Origin of the sequence: Maridesulfovibrio sp., assembly GCF_963677005.1 — a bacterium.
Lineage (GTDB): Bacteria > Desulfobacterota > Desulfovibrionia > Desulfovibrionales > Desulfovibrionaceae > Maridesulfovibrio.
This window is the reverse complement of the sequence record NZ_OY781616.1, coordinates 585,275-597,753: the sequence shown is the minus strand read 5'-3', so window position 1 is coordinate 597,753 and position 12,479 is coordinate 585,275. Positions and strand designations below refer to the sequence as shown.

Here is a 12,479-nt window from a genome sequence, read left to right as displayed (position 1 = left end):
TATTTTTCTAAATGATACTCTTAAACTCTATACACACCGCATAACAGGCTGCTTCGGGAAAAAAATGCTGGAAAAAATAAAAACCGCGAATCTGCAAGAAGGAATGTACATAGTCTGTTCCGCCATTGGATCACCGAGCCTGCCACAAGAACTCGCAAACAACTTCATTTCGTCAAAAGAGGACCTCGCAACAATAGCAAGGTTGCACATACATGAAGTTCTTATCGATTCAGAAAAGACAAAACGCAGGGACAGCTTCCCGCATACATCTCATTCCGAAGAAATTCTATTCGCGCGCGAAGCGTACAGAAATGCCTTGAAAAGCATACAGAAGATGTATGATACGATTCAACGCAAGGCTCCGCTTGAAATAGACATCTATGCCAAGGATGTGGATCCGCTGCTGGACTCCATAGAACGTAACAGCAGTTCAGCTGCCAGCCTGACCGTGCTGGCACAGACAGACCGGTATATCCTGACTCACAGCCTGAACACAGCAATCCTGAGCGCCATACTTGGCCGCCACCTCGGGCTATCCAGAGAAACAACAAAAGAACTTTCCATTGCCGCATTGCTCATGAATGTCGGCCAGATATGGATCAGGCAGGAACTGTTTCAGAAAAACGGAAAATTAAATGCTACAGAATTCGCACAGATAAAGAGCCACCCCAAATGCGGATATGACTACCTGTCCACGCAACCGGGAATTTCTGATAAAATAATCAGCGCGGTTTTACAGCATCATGAAAAATATGACGGGTCAGGGTATCCCGGCGGACTTTCAAGCAACGATATTTCACAATACGCCCGCATAATAACCATTTGCGACTCATATGACGCCATGACAACTGACCGCCCCTATAGAGAGGCTCTCACGCCGAATGCGGCGATCAAACATCTCTACAACATGGCAAATACGGCGTTTCATCCGCGCTATCTGGAAAATTTCATAAAATGTATAGGAATTTATCCGGCAGGTTGTTTTGTCAGGCTTTCAGATGGACGCTACGCTGTGGTAGTGGAAAATACCCCCCAGGCGCCCTTGCTTCCCAAGGTAAAAATAGTATTCAGCAGTCACCTCAAAGCAATCACCCCGGAATTCGTGAACCTGGCAAAACCGTCAGAAAAAAGACTGGAAATAGTTGAATGTATCCACCCGAAGACTTTCAGATTGGAGCTGGAAAGATTTCTCTGGTAGTCTCCAGATTCTATTTGAACCTTACTTCCACACGCCCGATATAATCCTTCAGATCTGCAATTAATGCTTCAATACGTGCAAGATCTTCCACCCCTGCGGCAAGCTCTATGCCACGCCCTATCTCCGCCAAAACCGCAAAGCCGTAATTAAGGGCCGACCCTTTGATATTATGGCCGAGCAGGCCCAGCATATTGAAATCAGCAGACTTCAGAGCATTTTCCAACCCGACTATTTCTGTCATGGTATTTCCCATAAATGACGGGATCAATACCTCGAGGTCAGCATCTATTGTTTCAACTATTCTATCCGTCATACACACTCCACTGAAAACCTACAATTTTTTGAATAAGTACAGGAAACACCTATCCAAATAAACAATACTTAAATTGCAAGTCAATTATCAACTCCCTAATATAATAATAAAACAGGGCGCCGTCTTCATAAAAAACGGCGCCCTGAAGACTTTCAGATATTACCTGAAACTAATTTTCCAGTTGCTGAATTCCGTCAAGCTTCCACATTGCATCCTTACCGGGATCCTTAACAAAATGCCAGACTTCACGAACCTGTGACGGCTGGCTGGAAGAAGGATCCTCACGCAGAAGAACGTCGTAAAACACTGTTGCGGCTGTTCTGCCGCACTCGTCCCTTACTTCCAGAACTCGTGCGTTGACCATCATTACATCGGTCTGGGAAGGGCCTGGATCTTCCTGCGCCTGCTTACGGATTTCCGCAACAACATCAGGAGTGGCAAATTGGGCTATGTCATCCATATCCCTGTTATCCCATGACTTCTGCAATCTTGTGTAAACGGCCTTGGCTCCTTCAAGAAACTCTTCCTGGTCAAAACCGGCCGGAATATTTACAGACGGTCCACCGGAAGCATCCGAACCCGAAGATTTTTGCGCCGTAGGGGTGGAAGAAAGATGATCCCATGCATTACGGGCCGCACTCTCACGGCGGGCAAAAGGATCGGCATCATAACTTTGCTTATTATTATCGGAACGGTCCGGTCCACGCTGGTAATTACCCTGCTGATACATCTGATCGGAACCACGGCTGCGGTTTCTGAAAAACTTGAAGCCGAGATAAACGAGCAACCCTATAATCAGAAGATTGAATATTCCGCCACCGCCCATTCCGCCGTAACCGCCAAACATGGAACCAAGAAAAGTCCCGGCCAGCAGTCCGCCGAAAAGCCCCATGCCGGGACGGGCGAAGCCGCTCTGCCCTGTATTGGTACCTGAAGCCTGCCGCTGGGTGGAGGACGGAGAATACGTGGGTTTTCTGTAAGTATTGGAATAAGATGGCTTACTGCCGAAGGAACTCCCTCCACCGAATCTTTTTGCGTCTGCATTGCCAACCGTAAAGACGAGCAGACAGATCAGGGTGAGGGGAAGAACCATGTACCCGAGTAGTTTCATCTGGGACCTCATATTAGTTAAAGTAAAAAAAGTACGGCCAAAGCCGCACTACATTACCTAATTACGGAACCAGACCCTGTCCAGACAAACAGAATATTATTCTTAATTTTTTTTCAAAAATCCAAGCTCGATCATGGCATTGCGGATATCCGAAATATCAACCGGTTTTGTAAGATAAACTGACGCACCGCCTCGATAGTAGGCGTCCACCACGTTGACCGGATCATCCAGTGCGGTTGTCATTATCACGCGCACTTCTTTGCGGAATTCCACCCCGTGCCCCCGCTCCAACTCCCGGATTCCTTCAAGAGCTTCAATCCCGTTCATTTCCGGCATCATAATGTCCATGCAGATCAGGTCGTAACCGTTCCCGGATTCAAGAGCTTCCTTGAACATGCCGATCGCCTCATTTCCGTCTGCGGCACAATCACAATCGCCGTAACTTTCCATAACGCGGTTCAAAAACTTTCTGCTGGCAACCTCATCCTCGACAATCAGAATCTTCATATAATGCTCCATTACTATAATATACCGATCATTAAATTAAAGCACAGCCGCATAAGTATGACAAGCATGGTGACAAAAAAACGACCCCGGAACTTCTTGCGGAGACATAAAATGAGGGGTACTTATTCGCAAAAACCTTAACAGGATCAATTCATGATAGAAACAGTTTCTTCAATAGCATCGTCCATACTCGGCAGATATGAAAGCAACCCGCACTGGGATCACTGGCCCTTTGGCCCGGGATACGGTGATTTCTGGGCCTCTGCCCTTAAAATGCTCTTTGTGGCAGCAATTCTGGGAGCAATCCTGTTATTTCTCAGAGTCCTGTTCGGTCCCAATGGAAAACTGAGAGACCCCGAGCTTGACCGGGAAGCAGCTGAAATGCGCGAAAAAGCCCTTCAGGAACTTGAAGAGGAACTGAAAAACGGCGAAATTTCAGAACTGGACTATAAATACAAGAAAAAAAGAATTCTCTCCTGAAGATCATGCAACAATATCTTGAAATATTCAAAAGTTACACAGCCCCGTATCTTGAACGCGGACTGTATGAAAAAGACGGGAACTTTGAACTCAAATACAAACATTCGTTTGAGGTTTATGAAAACAGCCGCGCGATATGCAAATCCCTGACACTGGAAGGCGAATTTGCAGAAACAGTTCAGGTCGCAGCCCTGTACCACGACACCGGCAGATTCCCCCAGTACGAAAAATACGGCACGTTCCGTGATGCCGATTCCTGCAACCACGGGACTCTGGGAGTGCGAACCATTCTGCGTGAAAAACTTCTCGACTTCATGTCTCCGGACGCAAGAAAAACAGTTCTGGCAGCTATTGCTCTCCACAACAGAAGGCATATCCCGGACAAGCTTACAAATGATAAATTTATCACAGCAGCCGAAATTGTCCGCGACTCGGACAAGATTGATATCATCAGAATTTTATTGCACCAGATGGATAATATCGGACCGGCGAGCACCGTTGCCCTCATGGGATTGGAAGACAATCCCAGCCAGGTAAGCGGCACAATCCTGACTTCGCTGGAGCACAAAGCTCAGGCCAACTATCTGGACATGAAGTGCGTAAATGATTTCAGACTGCTGGTCCTCAGCTGGGCATTCGACCTCAACTTTCCGTGGTCCAGACAGCAGATGCTTCAGTCCGGCTGCGTTGACCGGCTGTTTGAAAAATTACCTGAAAATAGCAGAATTACAGCTCTTTACAAGATGATCATTGAACAGCTTAACTCTTGACCGAGTTTGTGGGATACTGGTTCAGATAACGCTTGCCTTTTCGATAATGGGATTTATTATCTGTAATATTGAAACCCAACATTTTAAACGGAAAGCTGAAAATGACTGAAACCAACTTCGATATCATCATTCTCGGAACAGGCCCGGCAGGTCTGCAAGCTGCAATCCACTCCGCCAGAAAAGGGCTCAAGGTACTGATTCTCGGAAAGAACGACAAAAGCAGTCTATGGTGGGCGCACATTGAAAACTTCTGCTGCACCCTTGAAATTTCAGGGGAACAGATTCTGAAAACAGGCATGCAGCAGGCTGAAAATTTCGGAGCAACCTTCTTTGACGAAGACGTGCTGAAAATCACCCCTCCCGACCTCATGTCACCGGACGGTAATGTCTTTAAAGTAGACACAGAGACCAAAGAATTCAGAACAAAATCAATAGTCATCTGCACAGGGACAACCCGCAACAAGCTGGGTGTTCCCGGAGAAAAGGAACTCTTCGGAAAAGGGGTCAGCTACTGCATTGAATGTGACGGCAATTTCTTCAAAAACGAAGAGGTGGCCATTGTGGGCGGCGAAAGCGCAGCCGCAGCAGGAGCATTACACCTGCTGCACCTGGCCTCTAAAATACATCTCATAGCAAAAAAATTCAGCTTTGCCCCGGAACTGATGGAGCGACTCAAGGCAAACAACATCATCATACACGAAGGCGTTGAGGTAACAGAGATTACCGGAACAACCGGAGTCGATGGACTTGTACTGGACAATGAAGAGAAACTTGCCGTCACAGGAGTATTCATCGAGTTGGGAGCAAAGGGTGTAATGTCCCTGGCATCTGAACTGGGAATCAAGCTTGATGATTCCATGAAATTCATTGAAACCGACAAGCAGCAGCGCACCAACGTACCCGGAATATTCGCTGCCGGAGACATCTGCGGACCACCGCTGCAGATGGCAAAAGCAGTAGGCGAAGGCTGCGTGGCCGGACTCAGCGCTGCAAAATTTGTCAGAAAGGCCTGATCCAGCAACGCAATCTGGCTAACACATCACATTTACCTTATTATTAAGCCTCCGGCATCCATTAGGAAGAATGCCGGAGGCATTTTTATTCCCACCGAAAACAAAAATCGACTCATCCAAAAATCAGCACACCGTATAATCAGCGCTTCTCATACATGTAATTAGGGTACAGAACCGCTTTACCGGCGGCCTCTCCTTCTACATCTTCTTCAACAGCACCTACTGTGGCCACGATATTGAATCCGCTCTTCACCAGCCCTTTACGGACTTCCTCGCTGAAATTTTTGTTCTCAGGATATCTTGCAGGCAGCATATACAACCCGCGCCAACCGGAAAACCCGACCTTGGAAAGATTTTCCATTACCGAAATACGCATATCCTCGGCACGATTGGAAACAAGAAACACGGGAATATTCTTGGCCGCCAGATAACTGAACAACGGCAGGGATGCCCTGACCGGAGGCAGAACGCTCAGAATTATATGGGATTCAAGAGCCTTGCGGGCTTCCTTGTTTACTGAAAAGCCCTGTTCCTTTCTTGCCGGATACGTGGAAAGAAGCACGTCCTCAACCGACATTATCACAGCGGGGTATTTTACTCTGGCCGCCAGAGCCTTTTCCAACGCTTCGGCCACGGACGCGGCTTTGATCTCCACATCCTTAAAATACTGCCCGCTCTCGTGATAAGAGATAAGGCTGCTTCGGGCCTGAGGCATGGAGATAATTCCACCGGCAGCAACGGAATATTTGCTTTTCCCGGCAACACATCCGGAACAACACAAAAACAGAACCATTAAAAGAATCGCAGCCGACCGCTGTTTCATAATGACATTTTCCTTTAAATACATTGAACCATACTGAATTTAAAACGAAAATATCACAGCAACAGCATAAACCACAAGCCTGTCCGGGGTTGTGATATCAGAGTGCGCGAAATCTAGGACTTCCTGTGCATATAAATGACTGCTCCTGCTACAGCGGTAAAAGGCGCCACGGTAACCAGACCGAAGCTGCCCACCAGAGTCTTGAGGACCTCGGCGGAGACATAGACAAAGTTGAACGTGTTCACCAACGGAACACCCTGAGCCATGAAAGCCATAAGCAGAGTAATGAATCCGCCGGAATAGGCCAGAAGCAGCGTTGTTGTCATGGTGCCCACCACCGCCCTGCCCACCCGCAGACCGGAAGCAAGTATTCCCATGCGGGAGATATCCGGGTTGGCCATGACCACCTCGTCCATACAGGCGGAAACATCCATGGCAAGGTCCATTACCGCCCCGGAACAGGCCAGAAATACCGCGGCAATATAAATTTTAGTTAAATCAAGATGAGCGAAGCCGGAATAAAGGAGGGTTTCGGCAAACGGCATAACCGCCCCGTGCAGATGCAGTCTGCCGGTAAAATAAATCGCCAGCAGGCAGCTTGTGAAAACTCCCATGAAAGAACCGAGAAAGGCCACAAGCCCTTTGCGGTTGAGTCCTGCGACCATAAAAATGATCACGGCACACAGCACGGTCACAATTGCCATGGTCATCCATACGGGATCAACACCGTTCAGCAATCCGGGCAGGAGCAGTTTCCAGAGCACAAGAGCGGTGAAAAGGAACGAGAACATGGCCTTGGCCCCGGTCCAGCCGCCGAAAATCAGCAGTAGAACTGTAAACAGTCCAAGCAGGAGTACTTCCAGTCCGATCCGGTAGTGATCCTGCGGATTGACGAATATCACCTTGCCGTCTGCATTAAGGGTAAGGACGGCCAGAGCCTTGTCTCCGATGGAAAAAATTTTGTCCTTATCCATCTGGCCCAGGAGTTCGTTGGTTCCCTTGAATTCCTTACCTGCAAACTGCCCGTCCAGCATCTTCATGGTAACCAGTTGCAGCCCCGTCTTGACGATTCCGAACTGGTGAATCTCGGAATTGTCCACGGCTGTAACCTCGGCCTTGCAACGGACTGCATTGTCATCGACCCGTCTATCGAAATCAGAGGGAATAAAAAAAAGAACTGCAGTCAGCACAGCAAAAACAACAACCAGAACAAACTCTCTGTTTTTGAAAAATCCCGGCATAATCATATCTCTCGTAATTCAATTCAAAATCTGCGCGCAGGCGGAGATGAAAAAGGCAGAGCCCGGATAGAGCCCTGCCTTGTAACTGCAATTTCAAATAACAGCCTAGTTGGCCGCAACCCGAACTTTTCCGTTAAAGGAATAAATCTGAGGGGTAACGCCCATTACTGACATTATTTTGTAAGCGATATCAATATTATCGTAGTATCCGTTAAAGGAAGAAGCGCCTACGCCCATGGCGGAAGTGGCTACAGGAACACCGGTGTGCTTGAAAGAGGTCCAGCCGAGACCGGCGTTGTTGTCCAGAACATGGGTGATGGTTACGGTCAGGGGATCATAACCGCCATAAAGGTTGTTCAGACCTGCATTCTTGAATTTAGTTTCCCCCTTCATGGTGCGTTCGTAAGCATCCTTCAGCATTTTGAGCTGATAGTCTTTTACGACCATGGGGTTCTTCTTGGGATCACCGTCAAATTCAATTCCGAAGAAGTGGGTGATTGTGGGTTCGAAATCTTCGAAGCTGGCTTTTCCGGCATTCTCTTTTCTCCAGAGGGGAATGATTTCATCCGTGAACTTCTGAAAAGAAACATCCTGATTCTTGAGGGAGTCATAGTGGGAGGAATACTTGGTTCCGGCAAAGCCGAGAGTAAGTCCGCCGCATTCGTGGTCCCCGGTTACTACGATAAGAGTTTCCGAGGGATGTTTCTTGGCGAATTCAACAGCCTTGGCAATGGAATCATCAAAATCAACAGTGTTGTGGATAAAAGCGGCAGCATCGTTTGCATGGCAGGCCCAGTCAATCTTTCCGCCTTCGACCATGAGGAAAAATCCATTGGGGTTATCCAGCATTTCAATGGCCTTTCCGGTAAACTCAGGCAGCGAAATGTCAGAGGGACTCTTGTCCATGGTGTAAGGCAGTGCCTGTCCGTCCTGAAGCCATGCGTTCCAGGCAATAACTTTTCCGTCACCGGGCTTGAGGGCGTTGAAAGTGTCTTTCTCAGTAACAACCTTGTAGCCTGCATTTTTGATCAGATCGAGAGCATTGCCTTTATAGTTGCTGCTGTTTTTCTTTTTGTTGTTCGGGTCCTTGAGGCCTCCGCCGCCGAAGAAATCGAATCCGCTCTCGGAGATGGCAACGTCAATGTCATAATACTGCCCGCGAGTGGGAACATGGGAGTAGAAAGCGGCCGGGGTTGCGTGGTCGATGGACACACTCGAAACAATGCCGACCTTCTTACCCTGCGACCTGGCTATTTCAGCCACGGATTTAACCTGCTTCTGGCTGGGAGACATACCGAGCATTCCGATATTGGTCTTCTGTCCGCTGGCAATGGCGGTAGCGGAAGCGGCAGACCCGGTAATGAATCTGTCGGCAGCGTAAGTGGTGGTCATGCCCTGTGCGGGGAAAGTATTCATGACCAGTTCCTTGCCGATGTAGGCTTCGGTGGCAGACTTCTGAGGCATGGCCATTCCGTCACCGATGAACAGAAAAATATACTTGGCTGGTTTTCCCTTGTAGACACGAACCTTCTTCTCTTTAGCCTGAGCTGAAACTGCTGAAACGAGCAGCGCACAGACCAGAAGCAGCAGCATTTTCCTGATGGAAACTCTCATCACGTTCTCCTGATATTTTATTGATGTTATTACCGGCCCCGGAAAAGGACTCTCCAGTTCCTGCATGCGTAAATACCAGTTGAATGTGTCCACTATGTCACAGATTTAAAACATTTACGAAAACCAGACACACTCCCCTTCCCGACTTTTTCAGGAGCAACCCGGTAAATCGCACGATATACCCGGCAGAACACCTCCTGCGTAATAGAAATACAGTTGTAATCAATTTGAAACACAACAATGAACAGAAGACAAACCAACAAAAATACACGACTGGGAATTGGGCAAATCATATAACTCAAAAACAACACAACACTCGTTCAAAAACGAAAAGCACCCATATACTAACCACCATATTGTTTCGAAAACGAACACAAACACCCTTTACAATCTGTTTTTACGTACCGGAATATGTTCATGTACCTTTTTGCACATGTAAAAGTTTGTGCTGGACAAATTTTCAACAGTTAAATATAGAATATACAGCTAAGATTCTTTATAAAATAAGGAGAGCCGGTGAACAGAAAATTTATCCCCGTCACCATAATTGTCGCAATTCTGATGGGACTGGCTGTTGCCGGATATGTGATACCGGAAGAGAAACAGAAAATACCGGTACGCATACTTTTCCGCAACAGCGGTGGAAAAGTTATTTTCGCCCACCTGAGCCATCACCGCGACTACGATATTCCCTGCAGCAAATGCCACCACGAACAGCAGGGAGAATCCCAGCCTCCACTGCCCTGCGGCTCCTGCCATCCCCAGACTTTTGACCGCGATTACGTTCGCGAACACATCAACTCCTTTCCGGACAACAGCTACTGCGTAAAATGCCACCATGCAGAACTGGGCAGACTCAGCTTCGATCACGAGGCACACAAGGAATATGCCGAAGACGATTGCCTTGCCTGCCATCACCCGACAGACATAGAGCAAAAACCCCAGAAATGCGGCAACTGCCACACCAATGCCGGGACAAAAGACGTTCCAAGCGTACGCAACGCAGCCCATGACCGCTGCATCACCTGCCATGACGACATGTTCAAGGACGGCCTGAAAGGATGCACGCCATGCCATAAGATGCGCAACATGAAAGATTACACAGGTGACCATACTCCATGCGCCCAGTGTCATCAGGAAAAGGGTAAAGATCTCGTGCTGAACAGGGAAAGCGCTTTTCACGACCAGTGCATGGACTGTCACAAAGAACTGAAACGCGGTCCCTACATGGATGACGACTGCGCTAAATGTCATTTAAAGTAAGGTGAACGACCCAGCCATGAATCATCTATTCTCACTCACCCCCTGTGACAGGGGCCCCATAGTGAACATCCGCGAACAGGACATATCATCCTTTGAAATATGCCTGTGCGTGACCGGATACCGTCCGCTGGTAAAAGTCGGAGACAGCACGTCCAAAGGACAGACTATGGCCGAAGACCCGGCCGGCAAACTCCCCTCGCTGCATTCGTCAATTTCCGGGAAAGTAATTGATGTAAAAAAAGATTTCATCCGCATACAGGAAGACGGTGAACGCACGGCGCAGCCGCTGGATTTTTCCACGCTAAATACCGGCAGCATGCTGGAATCCCTGCGCCATGGCGGAATAGACACCCGCCCGTTCAAGCCGGAAAACACCCTGATCATAAACGCCGTGCCTGCGGAATCCGGGCTGGACGGACACCGCTTCCTCATCGAAGAATTCAACGACATCATGCTTGAAGGGCTCGCCTTCCTCAAAAAAGCACTAGTCCCCAAGGCATGCGCACTGGCACTCCCTGCAGGCATGAACTGGACTCTGCAGGGATGCAGTTCCCACGAGATTGCCCCGGTCTACCCCAACGGGCTGAACGCCATGGTGGTCAAGGCCGTGACCGGACAGGAAATGCCCCCCGAAGTATCCGTAATAAACGCTGCCGAGCTATATCGCATCGGACGGACCCTGCACGGCAGACAGCCGGTCAGCGACATTATGGTCAAAGTCGGCAGCACCCTTTTTCAGGCACCGGTGGGAACTCCGGTGGGGCTGCTGGTCAAAATGGCCGGATTTTCAGTTGCGGATAACGACCGGGTCATCCTCGGCGGTCCGCTCTCCGGCGAGGCGGTCTATTCACTAAACCACGGAATCGGGCCGGAAACACAAGGTATCTGCGTAATCCCGTCCGGACCGGAACCGACCATAAAGGATGCGCCCTGCGTAGGCTGCGGGGAATGCGTCATCAGATGCCCAGCGCGGCTGATGCCGAACATGATCTCGCGGCACGCGGAGTTCGGACTGTTCGAGAACACTCTTTCATACAACATCGCAGCCTGCTTCGAATGCGGACTGTGCACATACTGGTGTACGGCCCAGCGGCCGGTTCTGCACTACATCAGGCTGGCCAAAAAGGAACTTTCACAACAACCGATACTGGAAGACCTGCGGGAAAAAGCATGAAACCGATAAGCGGATCACCTGTACTCACTGTTTCGGCCCCCTCACACGTACATTGCGGCCGGACCATCAGAAACTCGGCTCTGGAGACTATTCTGGCCCTGCTTCCGGCAATTGCCTTTGCCGTATGGCACTATCAGATGCAGTCCGTCCGGGTTCTGGCACTTTCCTGCACTGTGGCTGTCCTGACCGAAACCGCAAGCCTCTTCGTGATGAAACGCGAGATTGAAGCGGACAACTACACAACCATATTGAGCGGCCTGCTGCTGGGAATGCTGCTGCCTCCTTCGGCTCCGTGGTGGATGGTTGCCACCGGAAGCGGTCTGTCCGTCATCATCGGACGCATGATTTTCGGAGGTCTGGGAAGCAGCCCCCTTTGCGCGCCACTGGTCGGCTGGGCCATTCTTACCGTATCCTGGCCGGATTTGATGGATTTCAACATCTCCATGCTCGCCTCCGAGCTTACCTACCCGCTCGGGCAGCTCAAAAATTTCGGCCCGACCCCGCTCGACGGCTACTCGATTGAAAAACTCCTGCTTGGTTATCAGCTGGGAGGAAACGGAGCGGCTCAGGCCGGAGCGATAATCCTTGGAGGAATCTTCCTTCTGGCACGCAGGACAGTCCGCCCGGATATCCCGCTGTCCTTTATTTGCGGAGTGGCCGTTGCCGCCACAATCTGGCACCTTGCCGATCCGTTGAAGTACGCCTCGCCCGTTTATCACCTTCTCTGCGGGTCCACCCTTTTCGGTGCATTTTTTCTGGCCACGGACAGCTCCTCTTCGCCGGTCGGGCACATTCCGATGATCTGTTACGGGCTTACAGCCGGTGTACTTGTCGTAATCATCAGGACTTACGGCATCTATCCGGACGGAGTGCCTTTCGCCGTCCTGCTGGCCAACCTCACCACCCCGCTCTTTGATAAAATACGTCCCAAACCTTTCGGCGGGGTCACAAGCATCTATCTGCGGAGGTAAG

General features: G+C 49.4%; 13 protein-coding genes. 7 read left to right on the top strand and 6 right to left on the bottom strand.

Going from position 1 to position 12,479, the window contains the following annotated elements; translation table 11 throughout:
* Positions 1-64 precede the first annotated feature (64 nt).
* On the top strand, positions 65-1,198 hold the full coding sequence (locus ACKU4E_RS02760) for an HD-GYP domain-containing protein (RefSeq protein WP_320169562.1): 1,134 nt from the start codon (positions 65-67) through the stop codon (positions 1,196-1,198).
* A 10-nt stretch (positions 1,199-1,208) separates the two neighbouring features.
* Here the strand turns inward: ACKU4E_RS02760 and ACKU4E_RS02755 are convergent, their stop codons facing one another.
* The 3 genes from ACKU4E_RS02755 to ACKU4E_RS02745 form a co-directional block, all read right to left on the bottom strand.
* Positions 1,209-1,511, bottom strand: coding sequence for an Hpt domain-containing protein (locus ACKU4E_RS02755; RefSeq protein WP_320169561.1), 303 nt, complete (start codon positions 1,509-1,511; stop codon positions 1,209-1,211).
* 169 nt (positions 1,512-1,680) lie between these two features.
* Positions 1,681-2,622, bottom strand: a complete 942-nt coding sequence (locus tag ACKU4E_RS02750; protein ID WP_320169560.1) for a TIM44-like domain-containing protein — start codon at positions 2,620-2,622, stop codon at positions 1,681-1,683.
* 102 nt (positions 2,623-2,724) lie between these two features.
* Positions 2,725-3,129 carry a response regulator gene (locus tag ACKU4E_RS02745; protein ID WP_320169559.1) on the bottom strand — a complete coding sequence of 135 codons (405 nt, stop codon included), beginning with the start codon at positions 3,127-3,129 and terminating at the stop codon, positions 2,725-2,727.
* Positions 3,130-3,282: 153 nt separating this feature from the next.
* Here ACKU4E_RS02745 and ACKU4E_RS02740 point away from each other — a divergent pair, with 153 nt between their 5' ends.
* From ACKU4E_RS02740 to ACKU4E_RS02730, 3 genes are all read left to right on the top strand, one after another.
* On the top strand, positions 3,283-3,609 hold the full coding sequence (locus ACKU4E_RS02740) for an SHOCT domain-containing protein (RefSeq protein ID WP_320169558.1): 327 nt from the start codon (positions 3,283-3,285) through the stop codon (positions 3,607-3,609).
* A 5-nt stretch (positions 3,610-3,614) separates the two neighbouring features.
* A complete protein-coding gene (locus tag ACKU4E_RS02735) occupies positions 3,615-4,379 on the top strand; it encodes an HD domain-containing protein (protein ID WP_320169557.1) in 765 nt (254 codons plus the stop codon).
* A 101-nt stretch (positions 4,380-4,480) separates the two neighbouring features.
* Positions 4,481-5,392: an FAD-dependent oxidoreductase gene (locus tag ACKU4E_RS02730; RefSeq protein ID WP_320169556.1), complete on the top strand. Its 912-nt coding sequence runs from the start codon at positions 4,481-4,483 to the stop codon at positions 5,390-5,392.
* Between the two features lie 139 nt (positions 5,393-5,531).
* Here ACKU4E_RS02730 and ACKU4E_RS02725 read toward each other — a convergent pair whose 3' ends face one another.
* The 3 genes from ACKU4E_RS02725 to ACKU4E_RS02715 all read right to left on the bottom strand — a co-directional run bounded on the left by ACKU4E_RS02725 (position 5,532) and on the right by ACKU4E_RS02715 (position 9,070).
* Complete coding sequence (locus tag ACKU4E_RS02725; RefSeq protein WP_320169555.1) at positions 5,532-6,215, bottom strand: HAD family acid phosphatase; 684 nt, start codon at positions 6,213-6,215, stop codon at positions 5,532-5,534.
* 113 nt (positions 6,216-6,328) lie between these two features.
* A complete protein-coding gene (locus tag ACKU4E_RS02720; RefSeq protein WP_320169554.1) occupies positions 6,329-7,456 on the bottom strand; it encodes a YibE/F family protein in 1,128 nt (375 codons plus the stop codon).
* A gap of 105 nt (positions 7,457-7,561) precedes the next feature.
* Positions 7,562-9,070, bottom strand: a complete 1,509-nt coding sequence (locus tag ACKU4E_RS02715; protein ID WP_320169553.1) for an alkaline phosphatase — start codon at positions 9,068-9,070, stop codon at positions 7,562-7,564.
* 516 nt (positions 9,071-9,586) lie between these two features.
* Here ACKU4E_RS02715 and ACKU4E_RS02710 point away from each other — a divergent pair.
* Genes ACKU4E_RS02710 through ACKU4E_RS02700 form a run of 3 tightly spaced genes read left to right on the top strand, consistent with a single transcriptional unit; the run spans position 9,587 to position 12,478 of the window.
* Complete coding sequence (locus ACKU4E_RS02710; protein ID WP_320169552.1) at positions 9,587-10,333, top strand: cytochrome c3 family protein; 747 nt, start codon at positions 9,587-9,589, stop codon at positions 10,331-10,333.
* A gap of 16 nt (positions 10,334-10,349) precedes the next feature.
* Positions 10,350-11,507: a 4Fe-4S dicluster domain-containing protein gene (locus ACKU4E_RS02705; protein ID WP_320169551.1), complete on the top strand. Its 1,158-nt coding sequence runs from the start codon at positions 10,350-10,352 to the stop codon at positions 11,505-11,507.
* Positions 11,504-12,478, top strand: coding sequence for an RnfABCDGE type electron transport complex subunit D (locus tag ACKU4E_RS02700; RefSeq protein ID WP_320169550.1), 975 nt, complete (start codon positions 11,504-11,506; stop codon positions 12,476-12,478). The genes ACKU4E_RS02705 and ACKU4E_RS02700 overlap by 4 nt, the downstream gene beginning before the upstream one ends.
* Position 12,479: the final 1 nt, after the last annotated feature.